We start from the raw sequence: 15,248 nt of genomic DNA on the forward strand, positions 1-15,248 counted from the left end.
CACGGTGCGAGGTCGCTCGGACCGCGCACGGTTCGTGATGCGGTGCGAGGCTCGAGAAGCACGCACGGTGCGAGGTTCGTCAAGTGGTGCCACCGTGGTGGCTGGGTGCGGCGCTACAAGCCTGCACCGAGCGGACAACCTCGCACGGGCCGACACAGACAGCACCGTGCGGCTTCGGCCCACGTCCGCAGCCGCGCCCGCGCACCGCGCCCCGCAGCGCCCGCACCCTCACCTAGAACAGCCCGCTGCGCGGCCCGTCCTCCGGACCGTCGAACCCGCGGAACATGTCCGACACCAGCGCCTCGATCTGCGGCTCCACCAGGCGTTCGACGGCTTCGGCGATCCGCGGCCGGTGGTCGATGAGCGCCAGGCACACCGCGGTGCCGGTCGACCGCGCACACTCGTCGGACAGCGCGATCTCGTGCCGGAGCGCAGCCTTGGCCTCGTCGGACAGCGGCTCACGCGGCGTCTGCTCCCCCGCACCGGTGCCAGCCAGCTCGCCGAGGGTGAACAGGAACGGCGACCCCGGCGACGGCTCGGGGTCCACGTCGAGGCCCTGGAACTCCGGCGACAACCCCTCGGCCGGCTGGTACCCGGCATGCCGCTTCCGGGCCGCCGCCCGCTCGAGTTCCCGCTGCAGCAGCGGCAGGTTCTTCGCCGTGTAGTCGTCGACGGCGTCCTCGACGATCGTCGAGATCCGCCCGATCAGCGCGTGCTGGACGGCGTGCGGCACGTCGGGTCCGAACCCGGCGGCCGCAGCGATCGGGGACCCGGTGCACTTCCGGCAGATGCGCGTGCGCGGGCGGGCGGTCCCGATCTGCCAGCGCGGCAGCCAGCGCAGCCACAGGTCGACCGCGCCACGCACGCGACCGTCGATGCCGTCCATCCCTCAACAGTAGGCCTGGAGGCGCGGATCACCCCCGCACACCGCGCCGGTCGGGCAATCCACCGGTTCTCAGGCCTGTGGTTCCGTCACGAAGTCGATCAGCTCCTCGACACGGCCGAGCAGCTCCGGCTCGAGGTCGGCGAAGGTGCGCACCTGCCCGAGGATCCGCTGCCATGCTCGGGCGATGTCGGCCTGCTCGGCGTGCGGCCAGCCGAGTGCCTGGCAGATGCCCGCCTTCCACTCGATCGAGCGCGGGATCGTCGGCCACGCCCGCAGCCCGACCCGCGCCGGCTTGACCGACTGCCAGACGTCGACGAACGGGTGCCCGACGACGAGCACGTGCGCTCCCCACCTGCCGCGCATCACGGCGTCGGCGAAGCGAGACTCCTTCGACCCGGGCACCAGGTGGTCGACCAGGACCCCGACCCGGCGCTCCCGCGTCGGCTGGAACTCGTCGAGCACCGCCGCCAGGTTGTCGACGCCGGAGAGTTCCTCGACCACGACGCCCTCGACGCGCAGGTCGGCGCCCCACACCTTCTCGACGAGTTCCGCGTCGTGCTTGCCCTCGACCATGATGCGGCTGGGGAGCGCCACCCGAGCACGCTGCGACTCCACGGCGAACGATCCGGACGCGGTGCGGAGGCGACCACCGTCGGACGCCTGCCGCACGGCGGGCGCGCCCCCGGGCCTCCAGTCCGAATGAACGGAACCGACGGAACCAGCGGCACCCGCACGGCCAGCGGAACCAGCCCCGACAGCACCCCCGGCAGACCGCCCGACCGGCGCCGACGGCCGTCCCAGCGTCACCAGCTCACCCTCGAGCAGGAACTGCCCGGTGAAGGGGAAGGAACGCGTGCGCCCCTTCCAGTCCTCGAGCGCGATGTTGCCCGCCTCGAGCCCCACCACGGCACCGGCCCACCCGGAGTCCGGGTCCTCGAGCACCATGTCCCGTTCGAGCGGCACCTGCCGCACCTTCTTCACCCCGCGCGAGCGCCAGTCCCCCGAGAGCACATCGCCGCCGTACCGGTCGTCGTCCACCCGCACGAGGGTACTGTCGACGACGGCCCGGACGACGTCGACCGCGCCGGTTCCCCATCATCTCGACGGAAGGCCCGCCCGTGCGCGCAGCGATCATCCACGCCCCGAACGACATCCGCGTCGAGGAGCGCGACCGACCCGGGCTGCTGTCCGGCAAGGACGTCGTCGTCAAGGTCCTCGCGGCCTGTGTCTGCGGATCGGACCTCTGGCCCTACCGCGGCGTCACCGAGACGAAGCAGCCCCGGCCGATCGGCCACGAGCTCGTCGGCGAGGTCGTCGCCGTCGGTGACGACGTCACCGGCCTGCACGAGGGCGACTTCGTCATCTCCCCCTTCACCATGAACGACGGCACCTGCCAGGCCTGCCGCAACGGCATGACCACCGGCTGCGACCACCTGTCCGGGTTCGGCAGCACGGACGCGTACGGCGACCCCGTCGGTGGCGCACAGGCCGAGTACGTGCGGATCCCGGACGCCGACGCCACGCTCGTCGCGGTCCCCGGCCCGGTCGACCCGGCCCTGGTGCCGTCGCTGCTCACCCTGTCCGACGTCTTCTCGACCGGTCACCACGCCGCGGTGTCGGCAGCGGTCGGCCCCGGCAAGACCGTCGTCGTGGTCGGCGACGGCGCGGTCGGCCTGTCCGCCGTGCTCGCCTCGAAGCGGCTCGGGGCGGAGCGCATCATCGCGATGAGCCGCCACGCCGACCGGCAGGCACTCGCCCGCGAGTTCGGTGCCACCGACATCGTGGCGGAGCGCGGCGACGAGGGCGTCGCGGCGGTCCGCGCGCTGCTCGGCGGCGACCTGGCCGACTGCGCCGTCGAGGCCGTCGGCACCGAGGAGAGCATGGACCAGGCGCTGCACTCGGTCCGCCCCGGCGGCAACGTCGGCTTCGTCGGGGTCCCGCACGGGGTGCCGACCATCGGCACGCGCTACCTGTTCGACACGAACATCGTCATCGCGGGCGGCATGGCCCCGGCCCGGAAGTACATCCCCGAGCTGCTGCCCGACGTGCTGTCCGGCGCGATCGACCCCGGTCGCGTCTTCGACCTGGAGCTGCCGCTCGACGAGGCCGCCGAGGCCTACCGCGCGATGGACGAGCGCCGGGCCATCAAGGTGCTGCTGCGCCCGTAGTGGCGCGCGTCGTGGACGCACCGACAGACGGACGGGAGGCCCGTGGCGGCGTCGCCACGGGCCTCCCGTCCGTCGTCTGGTCACGTCGGACAACCGGCGGCCCGCCCGCTCAGGCGTCGCGGATCGCCAGCACCCGGTGCGGCGCAGCCGCCTCGGCCCGCCATCCGCCGGGCAGCACGTCGCGGAGTTCGGGCACGGTGAAGCTCCGGCGGATCGACCGCAGGCCGTCGACGCGGATGAAGGTCCCCGCCGCCACGAGCGGTGACGCCAGCGCGTACGCCCGGTAGGCCGAGGGCGACCGCCGGATGTCGGAGTGCAGGCTGCGCCCGCTCGCGAGCAGTTCTGAGTCGGCGAGGAACCCCCGACGCTCCTCGTCGCCCAGGTGGTGCAGCACGTGGTTCGACACGACGACGTCGAACCGCTCACCCGCCGCGACCAGGTCACCGCTCGACTGCTGCCGGAACGTCACACCGGTCGGGGACGACCGCCGTGCCGCGGCGATGGCGCGTTCGTCCGGGTCGACCCCGACGACCTCGAGGTCGAATCCGTCGCTCGCCGCCCACCGCACCAGCGAGCGGGCCAGGTCGCCGCCGCCGCACCCCAGGTCGAGGACCCGGCCGCGGCCGCTGGCGGGCAGGGCCGGCACGACGTGGGACCGCCAGGCCGCACGCCAGCCGCTCACGAGCGCGTTCACGACGGCGAAGCGCCGGAACGTGCGCGCGAGGGCGCGCGGGTCGCAGTCCGGGTCGTCCATCAGCTCGGTCAGGTCGAGCGCGCGGGTGCGCAGGTCGACGGCCGGGAGGCCCGTGGTGCCGCCGTTCTGACGGCTCACGCCGCGCCCGTGGTCGCGACGGGCACGCGGGCGGGTGCGACAGCGGGTTCCGCCGCGGGTTCTGCCGCGGGCAACACCGCGGATTCGGCCGCGGGCGACGCCTCGGTCCGCACCGCGGTGAGCCGCGCGCTCTCGACGGTGAGGCCGGGGCCGAAGGCGAGCGCGACGACGGCGCTGCCGTCCTCGAGGCCGGCGTCGACGGCGTCCCGGAGCACGAAGAGCACGGTGGCGCTCGACATGTTGCCGTGTTCGCGCAGCACCCGCCGGCTCGACTCCATGGCGCTGTCGGGCAGGCCGAGCGACTCCTGGGTGCGGTCGAGGATGGCCCGGCCGCCCGGGTGCACCGCCCACACCGGCACGTCCGACGCCGGCCCGTTGTCGAGCAGCGGTTGCACGGCGTTCGGGACGTGCAGGCCGACGAGCTTCGGCACGGCGGTGGACAGGACCATCTCGAAGCCCTCGTCCCCGATGTTCCACGCCATCTCGGACGCCCCTTCGGGCACCACGGCCGTCGTGAAGTCGTCGAAGCGCAGACCGGCGCCGTCCCGGGCGACGACCGCGGCGGCCGCACCGTCGCCGAAGACGCTGTTCGCGACGATCTGGTCGGGGTCGTTCGAGGCGCGGACGTGCAGGGTGCAGAGTTCGCCGCAGACGACGAGCACGACGGCGTCCGGGTCCTGGTCGACGAACGCCGCGGCGATCCGGAGCGCGGGGAACGCGGCGCAGCAGCCCATGAAGCCGATGTGGTGCCGGAAGACGCCCCCGGGGAGCCCGAGCTGCTCGACGACGTCGATGTCGGGACCGGGCTGCGTGAACCCGGTGCACGACACGGTCACCAGGTGCGTGACGGCCTCCGGCGCGATGCCGGCACGTTCGACGGCGTCACGGGCGGCCGCGACGAACAGCGGCGGGGCGAGTTCGCGGTACCGGTCGTTGCGTGAGCCGGTGGACGGCGAGCGCAGGGTGCCGTCGTCATCACGGAAGGCCCCACCGGCACGCGCGGAGTCGAGTTCCTCGAGGACGGTGTGCCGCTGGTCGACCGCCGACCCGTCGAACGCGGCGGGGACGAGCCGTTTGCCGAGCCGCCCGAGGTCGGGTTGGGCGGAGAAGAGGTCACGCACCCGGGGCTGGTCGAGGGTCGTCTCGGGGACGGCGGTTCCGATGGCGCGGATCGTTGCGGACACGACTCATCCTGTCACCGGATCGCTGACGCATCCCCAGGATGCGCACGGCAACGGGACGCACGGGGACGGGAAGCACGGAGGGCACGGCACCGACCGGTGCCGTGCCCTCCGTGGTGGGACCGCCTAGGACTGCTGTGCGCGCTCCAGCACGAGTTCGCGCACGCGGGCGGCGTCGGCCTGGCCCTTCATGGCCTTCATGACCGCACCGATGATCGCGCCGGCCGCCTGGACCTTGCCGTCCTGGATCTTCGCCAGCACGTCGGGCTGCGCCGCGAGTGCTTCGTCGACCGCGGCCGTCAGGGCGGAGTCGTCCGAGACGACCTTGAGCCCGCGGGCCTCGACGACCTGCGCCGGCGAGCCCTCGCCCGCGATGACGCCCTCGAGCACCTGGCGTGCCAGGCGGTCGGTCAGGTCGCCGGACTCGACGAGCGCGATGACCTCGGCGACGTGCTTCGGCGACACCAGGTCACCGGGGGCGGCGTCCTGCGCGTTGGCGACGCGGCTGATCTCACCGGTCCACCACTTGCGGGCGGCCTGCGGTGCGGCGCCGGCGGCGACGGTGCCCTCGACCTCGTCGAGCAGCCCGCCGTTGACGACGTCCTGGAACTCCAGGTCGGCGAAGCCCCAGTCACCCTTCAGGCGACGGCGACGTGCGACCGGGGCCTCGGGCAGCGAGGCACGGAGCTCCGCGATGACGGCGGGGTCCGGCACGACGGGCAGCAGGTCGGGCTCCGGGAAGTACCGGTAGTCGTCGGCGTCCGACTTCGGACGACCGGCCGAGGTGCGGCCGGTGTCCTCGTGCCAGTGCCGGGTCTCCTGCGTGATCGTGCCCCCGGCGGCGAGGATCGCGGCCTGGCGCTGGATCTCGTAGCGGATGGCACGCTCGACGGCGCGGAACGAGTTGACGTTCTTGGTCTCGGTGCGGGTGCCGAGCTTCTCCTGCCCGCGGGGGCGCAGCGAGATGTTCGCGTCGCACCGCAGGTTGCCGCGCTCCATGCGGGCCTCGGAGACACCGAGCGCCCGGACGAGGTCGCGGATGACCTGCACGTAGGCGGCACCGAGCTCGGGGGCACGGTGCTCGGCGCCGAAGATCGGCTTCGTGACGATCTCGACCAGGGGCACACCGGCACGGTTGTAGTCGACGAGCGAGTACTCGGCACCCTGGATGCGGCCGGTGGCACCACCGACGTGCGTCAGCTTGCCGGCGTCCTCTTCCATGTGGGCGCGCTCGATCGGGATGTTGTAGATCGTCCCGTCGGCGAGCTCGACCTCGACCTCGCCCTCGTAGGCGATGGGCTCGTCGTACTGCGAGACCTGGTAGTTCTTCGGGTTGTCCGGGTAGAAGTAGTTCTTCCGGGCGAACCGCGAGGACTCGGCGATCGAGCAGCCGAGCGCGAGCCCGAGCTGGATCGAGTACCGCACGGCCTGTGCGTTCACGACCGGCAGCGACCCGGGCAGCCCGAGGTCGACCGGGGTGACGTTCGTGTTGGGCTCGCCGCCGAAGAAGTTCGGGGCGTCCGAGAACATCTTGGTCTTCGTCGCGAGTTCGACGTGGACCTCGAAGCCGAGCACCGGCTCGTAGCGCTCGAGCGCCTCGTCGAAGTCCATCAGCGCGTCCTTCTGCGCCATCAGATCACACCTTCCTGCGCAGCGGACTGCTGACTCTGGTCGAGGTCCGGGACGGACGCGATGAGCGGCGCGCCCCACTGCTGTTCGAGCAGACGCTCGAGGGCGGCACCGTAGCGGTACAGCCGGGCGTCCTCACGCTGGGGCGCCATCAGCTGCACGCCGACGGGCAGGCCGTCCTCGGGCGCGAGGCCGTTCGGGATGCTCATGCCGGGCACGCCCGCGAGGTTCGCCGGGATCGTGGTGAGGTCGTTGAGGTACATCGCCAGCGGGTCGTCGATGCGCTCACCGATCGGGAACGCGGTCGTCGGCGCCGACGGGCTGACGAGCAGGTCGACCTGCTCGAAGGCGGCCTGGAAGTCCCGCTGCACGAGCGTGCGGACCTTCTGCGCCGAGCCGTAGTAGGCGTCGTAGTAGCCGGCGCTCAGGGCGTAGGTGCCGAGGATGATGCGCCGCTTGACCTCGGGCCCGAAGCCGGCTTCGCGCGTGGCGGCCATGACGTCCTCGACGGTGGCACCGTTCTCGGGCGTGACCCGGAGGCCGAAGCGCACCGAGTCGAACTTGGCGAGGTTCGACGACGCCTCGGCCGGGAGGATCAGGTAGTACGCGCTGATCGCGTACGCGAACGACGGGGCGTCGATCTCGACGACGACCGCACCGGCCGACTCGAGCAGCGCGACCGTCTCCTGGAAGCGCTGGGTGACCCCGGCCTGGAACCCGTCACCCCCGGCGAGTTCCTTCACCACGCCGACGCGCAGGCCGCGGAGCGTGTCCGCCTGCAGCCCTTCGCGTGCGGCCGCGGCCATCGAGGGCCAGGCGTCCGGGATCGACGTGGAGTCCTTCGGGTCGTGCCCGCCGATGACGTCGTGCAGGAGCGCGGCGTCGAGGACGGTGCGGGACACCGGGCCGATCTGGTCGAGGCTGGACGCCAGGGCGATGGCGCCGTAGCGGCTCACCCCGCCGTAGGTCGGCTTCACACCGACCGTGCCCGTCACCGCACCCGGCTGGCGGATGGAGCCACCCGTGTCCGAACCGAGGGCGAACGGGGCTTCGTGCGCGGCGACCGCAGCGGCCGAGCCACCGCCGGACCCGCCGGGGATCCGGTCGAGGTCCCACGGGTTGCGGGTCGGGCCGTAGGCCGAGAACTCGGTGGTCGAGCCCATCGCGAACTCGTCCATGTTGGTCTTGCCGAGCGGCACGAGGCCGGCGGCGCGGAGCTTCGCGACGGGGGTGGCGTCGTACGGCGGCACCCAGCCCTCGAGGATCCTGGACCCGGCGGTGGTGGGCATGTCCTGCGTGCACAGGACGTCCTTGACGGCGATCGGCACACCGGCGAGCGGCCCGAGGTCGTCGCCCGCGGCGCGGCGGGAGTCGATCGACTTCGCCACCGCCAGGGCGTTCTGGTTGACGTGCAGGAACGCGTGCACGTCGCCGTCGACGGCGGCGATCCGGTCGAGGTGGGCCTGGGTGGCCTCGACGCTCGAGACGTCGCGCGCCACGAGGGCGTCGGCGAGCGCCGCGGCGCTCAGCTTCGTGATGTCGTCAGTCACTGTTCTTCGCCCTACTGTTCTTCGCCGAGGATGGCGGTCACGCGGAACCGTTCGCCGTCGGAGTCGGGCGCCCCGGAGAGCGCCTGCTCCTGCGTCAGCGTCGTGCCGACCACATCGGGTCGGGTGACGTTGCCGAGCGGCACGGGGTGGCTCGTCGCCGGGACGTCGTCGGTCGCGACCTCGGCGACCTTGGCGACGCTCTCGACGATGTGCGACAGCTCCCCGGTCAGCTTCTCGATCTCGTCGGGCGTGAGTGCGATACGTGCGAGGTTCGCCAGGTGTGCGACCTGCTCGCTCGTGATGTCAGGCATGGTGCTCCGTCGATCGGTTCGTGGAATGCCCCACAGTCTATTGGCTGCGTCGGGCGCGCAGGCGCGGCTGTGGACAACCCCCTGGAGGCCCGGTGCCGGTCCGCCGGACCGGCACCGGGCCTCCAGGGGGTCGAGGGTCACTTCCCGTTCTGGCCCCTCGCAGCCGGTGCCGCCGGGGCCACCGTCGCGGCGGGCGCCGGCGCAGCCGGGGCAGCGGGTACAGCCGGAGCGGCAGGCGCAGCCGTCTGCGTCTGCGTCGGCGTCGTCTGGTCGTCCTGCGCCGTCCCCTGCCCGGACGAGGACCCCGACGAGGACGAGGACGAGGACGACGACGACGACTTGCTCGCCTGCCCGATCATCGCCTGGCTCGGCGCCGGCAGCGCTCCCCCGCCGACGGTCTGGTCCAGGTACGCCATCATCGACTTCCCGACCCCGAACTTCGCGCTGTACCCGGTGGTGCCCTGCAGGAACGGCCAGTTCGCCAGGCTCACGCTCCCCTGCACGTTGCCGACCCAGGTGGCGTTCGTGTACTTCGTCGACGACGCGACCAGCCAGTTCTGCACGTCACCGTCGGTGGTGCCGGTCTTCGCGAACTTCGCCACGCTGTCGCCGGGGTTCGCACTCGCCGCGGTCCCCGACCCGGACAGGACGCCCTGCAGCGCGTAGTCGACCGTGCCCGCGACGTCGGCGGAGACGCCCTGCGTGCAGGACGACGGCGTCGGGGTGATCTTCGTGCCGTCCGCCTCGGTCACCGAGTCGATCGCGGTGGGCGTGCACACGATGCCGCCGTTGGCGAAGCCCGCGTAGGCCTCGGCCAGGTCGATCGGCGACAGCTCGTTCACGCCGAGGATCGAGGACGGCGTCTGCGTCAGGTCCCCGCCGTCGGCGCGGTGGATGCCCATCGACTGCGCGAGCTGGGCGATCTTGCACAGGTCGAGCTGCTTCCCCATCTGGGCGTACGCGGTGTTGATCGACTCGACCGTCGCCGCCTCGACCGACATCGACGACGGCACGCTCTCGGCGTTGGCGACGTTCCAGGTGCCACCCGCGACGTTCTGGCAGCTGTTGGTGAACTCGGCGTTCGCGAACTGGTGCTCCGAGGTGCTGACCGAGTCGGACAGGGTGTGCCCGCTGGCGAGCCACTCGGCCAGGGTGAACACCTTGTAGGTCGAGCCGGTCTGGAACCCGCCCGAGTTGCCGTACCCGGAGTCGGCGCTGTAGTTCACCGCCGTGGCCCCGGCCGCCGCGTTGTCCCCCTGCGTGTACGTGGTGTTCTGGACCATCGACATGATCCGGCCGGTGCCCGGTTCCACGGTGACGTTCGAGCCGCCGACGTCCACACCGGTCATCGTGGCCGGCACGTAGGTGGACAGGGCGGACTGTGCCTGGCCCTGCAGGTCGAGGTCGAGCGAGGTGTGGATCTGCAGGCCCTTGGTGTCGAGCGTGGCGATGCGTGCCGCCGCGGTCTTGCCGAACGCGGGGTCCTGCAGCACCTGGTCGCGGACGTAGTCGCAGAAGTAACCGGCGTCGTAGTGCGTCGCGGCGGTCGAGCACCCGTTGGCCGTCTCGGTGATCTTCGGCGTGACCGGCGTCGCGATCGCCTTCGTCATCTGTGCCTTCGTGATCGACCCGTGCGCCTGCATCCGGCGGAGCACGTAGTCGCGGCGCTCCTTCGTCAGCTCGTACCCGTTGGCCTTGCCGTTGTCCTTGTCGCTCGGCACGTCGATGCGCAGGTTCGACGGGTTGTTGAGGATCGCGACGAGCGTGGCCGACTGCACGAGCGACAGGTCCTTCGCGTGCACGCCGAAGTAGTACTCGGCCCCGGCCTCGGCCCCGTAGACCCGCCCGCCGAGCCCGACGATGTTGAGGTACCCGGTCAGGATCTCGTCCTTCGAGTACTTCTTGTTCACCGCGATCGCGTACCGCATCTCCTGCAGCTTGCGCTGCGGCGTGACGCCGGCCGCGTCCTCGTAGCAGGCTTCGACCTTCTTCTCGGTGGCGGCCTGGTCCTTGCCCGTGAGCTCCTCGCACTGCTGCACCAGGACGTTCTTCACGTACTGCTGCGTGATGCTCGAGCCGCCCTGCACGTCCCCGCCGACGACGGTCGCGGCGACCCCGCGGAGCGTCCCGAGCACGTCGATGCCGCCCTCGTCGTAGTAGCGCGGGTCCTCGGTGTCGATCGCCGCCTGCTTGAGCGAGTCCGCCATCTGGTCCGCCGTCACGTTCGTGCGGTTCTCGGCGTAGAACGAGGCGATCTTGACCTGCTTCCCGCCCTGCTCCGCGTACACGGACGACACCTGCTGCGGGGTCTGCACGTCGAGGTAGGTCGGCAGGTCCTCGAAGAACGAGACCGCCCCGGAGGTCCCCTCTCCCGCGACGGCAACCGCCGGGGTCACCGCGACGGCGACGAGCATGCCGGCGAGCACGGACATCACCACGAACATCAGGAGAGCACCAGGCCATCGCACCACACGCATGACGGCACCGTAGGCAGCAGGGCTGTACTGGTTCTGCCCTGGAACGAGTGCAGGCTGCGGTCGCGTTCAGGTTGCCACCCAGCCCGTTCCGAGGACGGGTCGCGATCCGCGCGGGCGCACCGATCCGGCCGGGAGGCCCGGGTCGACGCCGGCACGTCGGCCGCCGGTCACGATCGGGTCACGTCCACCGCGTCGCCACGACCGGCGGGTCCGCCCGGTCGGTCAGGGCCGGCCGCCCACTGCCCGTCGGCCACGGCCCGTCAGTCACGGGGCTGCAGGTCCTGCGGGCGCACGAGGTACATGTCCGGCGAGGCGCCGACGATGCCGTCACCACCCGACTTGCCGCGTCGGACCTGCTCGCGCACCAGGTCGCCGCGTCCGATGCCGATCAGGGCGACGTCGTGCAGCGATGCCGTGCCCGGCTTGAGGTAGTCGTTGTGGCCCACGGGGCGGCGGAACACGTCACCGGCCGACAGCGCATCGGCACCCCCGGCCAGGTCGAGCACGGTGGACCCGAACGACGCCCCGCCCGGGTCGGTGCCGAAGTACCCGGAGCCCGCGATGGGGTCACTGTGCGCGCCGCCGACGAACACCTGCCCGGTGGCGACGGCGAGGTCGGCCGCCGTCCGGACGTCGCTGCCCGGCGACCCGAGCACGGTCAGGGTGTCGGCGGTCATCCGGCCGGACGCCAGGGCCGTCATCGCCGTGGTCGACCCGTACGAGTGCGCGACGATGTTCACGCGCGGTTGGTCGCCGGCGCGGATCACACGCAGTCCCGCGACGGTGCGTTCGAGCCGCTCCGCCCCGGTCCGGGCGAGCCCGAGCGACAGGATGTTGGACAGGTCCGGCGTGCGGTACCCCATCCACGCGACGACGGCGGCTCCCGACCCGTTGCCCGTGGCGGCGAGCGGCGCCAGGGTGGCCTGCTCGCGGGACAGGTCGTTGGCGGTGTTCGTGAAGTCGGTCATCTGCCCGGTGACCGTGAAGAACATGCCCGGCACCACGACGGTGACGTCGGCCGCGGTGTCGAGGTCGCCGATGCTGATCGCCGCACGCCCGGACCCCCGGGTGTCGAGCGCCACCAGGAAGCGCCGCGGGTCGCCGGCTTGCTGCACCAGGGAGTCCCGGACCTGCCCGAGCATCGCGGCCCGGGCTGCACCGAGATCGGCGTCGGCGAGGCCGGACGTCAGCGTCGCACGGTTCGCCTGGTCACGGACGGCGTACGGCACGCCCTCGAGGTTCCCGACCAGGGCGGGCGCGTGCGCGAGGAGTCGGTCCTGCTCGTCGGCGGGCAGGTGCGACCACCACTGCGCGACGGTCTGCGCGGGCGGCGGGTCGTCCTGCACCGTCGCCACGACGCCGCGGTCGGTGGCCGCGCTCCGCAGGTCGGCGGCGCCGAGCGCACCGAGGTCCTCGACGAAGGCGCGTCCGTGCGCGGCGGCGAGGTCGTCGACCCGCACCGCTGTCGTGGACGGCGCCGCTGCCGCCACCGGCGTCGCCACGGGAGCCGATGCCGACGCCGACGCCGACGAGAGCACGTCGTCGACCGGGACGATGCGGGTCGTGGCGGTGCTGGCGACCGTGACCTGGTGCGCCGGGGGCATGCCTGGGGCCTCGATCACTCCGAGCGAGTGCACCGAGGCGGTGAGCAGAGCCGCAGCGATGAGCAGCATTCGGGTCTCCCCCGGGAAGGCCGTCCCGACGTCCCCCTGCAGACGACGGGTGATGCTCGGTCGAGTCTATGGAGATGTCCGCGGATCATCCATGCGCGATGCAACTTGTCCCCCGAACTGGGCGCGTTCGACGGCGCGCCGCGCTCAGCGGATGCGACCGGGCGTGCTGCGCGCCCCGGTCGGTCCTCAGTCCTCGGTCGTCGGCGCTTCCGGTTCGGCGAGCGCCGCGGGTCCCTCGGTCACGAGCAGGTGGAACTGCTCGGCGTCGATGATCCGGACGCCCAGCTGCTCGGCCTTCGTGAGCTTCGAACCGGCACCCGGACCGGCGGCCACGAAGTCGGTCTTCTTGCTCACGCTCGAGGCCGCCTTGCCACCGGCGGTGATGATCGCCTCCAGTGCGCCTTCGCGCGTGTAGCCCTCGAGTGACCCGGTCGCGACGACGGTGACGCCGGTCAGCACGCCGCCCTCGACGTCGGCGCTGCCCGGGCCGGGGTGGCCCGGGGTGGTGAACTGCACGCCGGCCGTGGTCCAGCGGTCGATGATCTCGCGGTGCCAGTCGACGTCGAACCAGGCGAGCAGGGCGTCGGCGATGATCCCGCCCACGCCGTCGACGGCGGCGAGGTCCTCGCGCGATGCCGACCGGATCGCGTCGAGGGATCCGAAGTGGTTCGCCAGGGCTCGGGCGGCGACGGGTCCGACGTGGCGGATGCTCAGGCCGACCAGGATCCGCCACAGGGGCTTCGTCTTCGCGGCGTCGATGTTCGCGAGCATCTCGAACGCGTTCTTCGACGGGTAGCGGCTCGGCTCACCGGTGTAGTCGGCGCCGCGTGCCTCGGGGTCGAACGGCGGGTCGGTCTTCTTGCGCGCCCGGCTGAACGGCGTGACGCGCTTCGGGGTGCCGTCGTCGTCCACCTTCTCCATGCCGGTCTCGGCGTCGCGGACGATGACCTCGATCGGGACGATGTCCTGCATCGTCAGGTCGAACAGTCCGGCCTCGGTGACGAGCGGCGGGGTCTCCGGGCGGAGCGGCTGCGTGAGCGCCGCGGCCGCGACCTCGCCGAGCCCCTCGATGTCGAGCGACCCGCGCGAGGCGATGTGCTCGACCCGACCGCGCACCTGCGCCGGGCAGCTCTTCGCGTTCGGGCAGCGCAGGTCGATGTCGCCTTCCTTCGCGGGGGCGAGCTCGGTGCCGCACTCCGGGCAGTTCGTCGGCATCACGAACTCGCGCTCGGAGCCGTCACGGAGCTCGACCACCGGGCCGAGCACCTCGGGGATGACGTCGCCGGCCTTCCGCAGCACGACGGTGTCACCGATCAGCACGCCCTTCGCCTTGACGACCTGCTGGTTGTGCAGCGTGGCCTGGCGGACCACGGACCCGGCGACCTCGGCCGGGGCCATCACCGCGAACGGGGTGGCACGGCCGGTGCGGCCGACGCTGACCACGATGTCGGTGAGCGTCGTGTGCACTTCTTCCGGCGGGTACTTGTACGCGATCGCCCACCGCGGCGCCCGCGACGTCGACCCGAGTTCCTCGTGCAGGGCGAGGTCGTCGACCTTCACGACGACGCCGTCGATCTGGTGCTCGACCGACGAACGGCGCTCCCCCGTGGTCCGGACGAAGCCGTTGACCTCGTCGATGGTGTCGAACACCCGGTAGTGGCTGCTCGTCGGGAGTCCCCAGGTCTGCAGCAGCTCGTAGACCTCGGACTGGCTGCGGACGTCGGTGCCCTGCTCGAGTTCACGGACGGGCCACGCGCCGATGCCGTGCACGAGCATCCGCAGACGCCGCAGCCGGTCGACCATCAGGGCCCGCTTCGCCTCGGACTTGCCCTCTTCCTTCTGGCGGAGGGACCCGGCGGCGGCGTTGCGCGGGTTGGCGAACACGCGCTCCCCCGCCTCGCGCTGGTTGGCGTTGAGCTCGTCGAACTCCGCGACCGGGAAGAAGATCTCGCCCCGGACCTCGACCAGGGGCGGGTGACCGGTGCCGGACAGGCGGTCCGGGATCGTGCCCATCGTGCGGACGTTGCCGGTGACGTCCTCGCCGACCACGCCGTCACCGCGGGTGGCGGCGGAGACGAGCCGACCGTGCTCGTACCGCAGGTTGATCGCCAGGCCGTCGATCTTCAGCTCGGTCAGGAACCGCACCCGCTCGGCACCGGCGTCCCGCTGCACCTTGAGGGCCCACTCGGTGAGCTCGTCGGGGCTGAAGACGTTGTCGAGCGAGAGCATGCGCTCGGCGTGCTCGACCGGTGCGAACTGCGTCGTCTGCGCCTGCCCGCCCACGGTCTGCGTCGGGCTGTCGGGCGTCAGGAGTTCCGGGAACCGCCGTTCGATCGCGTCGAGGCGGTGCACCAGGGCGTCGTAGTCGGCGTCCGACAGGGGCGAGGCGTTGCCCTCGTAGTAGTCGTGGCGCAGCTCGGTGACGCGGGCGCGCAACCGGTCGACCTCGCGCGCGGCCTGGGCGGCGTCGAGCCCGTCGGGGTCGATGGTCTCGAACGTCGCGTCGGTCTCGCTCATGGCATCAGTTCTACCGTGCACCAC

The 15,248-nt window shown here is 72.1% G+C and carries 11 protein-coding genes; 1 reads left to right on the top strand and 10 read right to left on the bottom strand.

The window, feature by feature from the left end:
• Positions 1-232: 232 nt before the first annotated feature.
• Together HP445_RS17150 and HP445_RS17155 are read right to left on the bottom strand one after the other, a co-directional pair.
• Entirely contained in the window at positions 233-886 is a 654-nt protein-coding gene (locus tag HP445_RS17150) for a hypothetical protein (protein WP_017886998.1), read from the bottom strand.
• A 69-nt stretch (positions 887-955) separates the two neighbouring features.
• Positions 956-1,924 carry a DUF3097 domain-containing protein gene (locus HP445_RS17155; protein ID WP_128781239.1) on the bottom strand — a complete coding sequence of 323 codons (969 nt, stop codon included), beginning with the start codon at positions 1,922-1,924 and terminating at the stop codon, positions 956-958.
• Between the two features lie 80 nt (positions 1,925-2,004).
• On the opposite strand from HP445_RS17155, the gene HP445_RS17160 reads away from it, so the two are divergent.
• On the top strand, positions 2,005-3,054 hold the full coding sequence (locus tag HP445_RS17160; protein WP_128781238.1) for a zinc-dependent alcohol dehydrogenase family protein: 1,050 nt from the start codon (positions 2,005-2,007) through the stop codon (positions 3,052-3,054).
• A gap of 109 nt (positions 3,055-3,163) precedes the next feature.
• Here the strand turns inward: HP445_RS17160 and HP445_RS17165 are convergent, their stop codons facing one another.
• From HP445_RS17165 to ligA, 8 genes are all read right to left on the bottom strand, one after another.
• Positions 3,164-3,886, bottom strand: a complete 723-nt coding sequence (locus tag HP445_RS17165; RefSeq protein WP_128781237.1) for a methyltransferase domain-containing protein — start codon at positions 3,884-3,886, stop codon at positions 3,164-3,166.
• Positions 3,883-5,070, bottom strand: coding sequence for a type III polyketide synthase (locus HP445_RS17170; RefSeq protein ID WP_128781236.1), 1,188 nt, complete (start codon positions 5,068-5,070; stop codon positions 3,883-3,885). The genes HP445_RS17165 and HP445_RS17170 overlap by 4 nt, the downstream gene beginning before the upstream one ends.
• Positions 5,071-5,193: 123 nt before the next feature.
• The gene (gene gatB, locus HP445_RS17175) at positions 5,194-6,699 is read right to left on the bottom strand and encodes an Asp-tRNA(Asn)/Glu-tRNA(Gln) amidotransferase subunit GatB (protein WP_035807593.1); all 1,506 of its coding nucleotides are present in this window, start codon (positions 6,697-6,699) and stop codon (positions 5,194-5,196) included.
• The gene (gatA, locus tag HP445_RS17180) at positions 6,699-8,246 is read right to left on the bottom strand and encodes an Asp-tRNA(Asn)/Glu-tRNA(Gln) amidotransferase subunit GatA (protein WP_027464607.1); all 1,548 of its coding nucleotides are present in this window, start codon (positions 8,244-8,246) and stop codon (positions 6,699-6,701) included. The genes gatB and gatA overlap by 1 nt, the downstream gene beginning before the upstream one ends.
• Positions 8,247-8,257: 11 nt before the next feature.
• The gene (gene gatC / locus HP445_RS17185) at positions 8,258-8,557 is read right to left on the bottom strand and encodes an Asp-tRNA(Asn)/Glu-tRNA(Gln) amidotransferase subunit GatC (protein ID WP_017887005.1); all 300 of its coding nucleotides are present in this window, start codon (positions 8,555-8,557) and stop codon (positions 8,258-8,260) included.
• 137 nt (positions 8,558-8,694) lie between these two features.
• A complete protein-coding gene (locus tag HP445_RS17190; RefSeq protein WP_128781235.1) occupies positions 8,695-11,034 on the bottom strand; it encodes a transglycosylase domain-containing protein in 2,340 nt (779 codons plus the stop codon).
• A gap of 260 nt (positions 11,035-11,294) precedes the next feature.
• Complete coding sequence (locus HP445_RS17195; protein ID WP_128781234.1) at positions 11,295-12,707, bottom strand: alpha/beta hydrolase; 1,413 nt, start codon at positions 12,705-12,707, stop codon at positions 11,295-11,297.
• Between the two features lie 186 nt (positions 12,708-12,893).
• Positions 12,894-15,224 carry an NAD-dependent DNA ligase LigA gene (gene ligA, locus HP445_RS17200; RefSeq protein ID WP_128781233.1) on the bottom strand — a complete coding sequence of 777 codons (2,331 nt, stop codon included), beginning with the start codon at positions 15,222-15,224 and terminating at the stop codon, positions 12,894-12,896.
• Between the last annotated feature and the right edge of the window lie 24 nt (positions 15,225-15,248).

Source organism: Curtobacterium flaccumfaciens, assembly GCF_013359815.1.
Lineage (GTDB): Bacteria > Actinomycetota > Actinomycetes > Actinomycetales > Microbacteriaceae > Curtobacterium > Curtobacterium flaccumfaciens.

What these genes read in the sequence shown, in the direction of transcription:
- HP445_RS17150 (WP_017886998.1), bottom strand. Translation starts at nt 886, where the DNA reads ATGGACGGCATCGACGGTCGCGTGCGTGGCGCGGTCGACCTGTGGCTG.
- gatB (WP_035807593.1), bottom strand. Translation starts at nt 6,699, where the DNA reads ATGGCGCAGAAGGACGCGCTGATGGACTTCGACGAGGCGCTCGAGCGC.
- gatC (WP_017887005.1), bottom strand. Translation starts at nt 8,557, where the DNA reads ATGCCTGACATCACGAGCGAGCAGGTCGCACACCTGGCGAACCTCGCA.
- HP445_RS17190 (WP_128781235.1), bottom strand. Translation starts at nt 11,034, where the DNA reads ATGCGTGTGGTGCGATGGCCTGGTGCTCTCCTGATGTTCGTGGTGATG.
- HP445_RS17195 (WP_128781234.1), bottom strand. Translation starts at nt 12,707, where the DNA reads ATGCTGCTCATCGCTGCGGCTCTGCTCACCGCCTCGGTGCACTCGCTC.
- ligA (WP_128781233.1), bottom strand. Translation starts at nt 15,224, where the DNA reads ATGAGCGAGACCGACGCGACGTTCGAGACCATCGACCCCGACGGGCTC.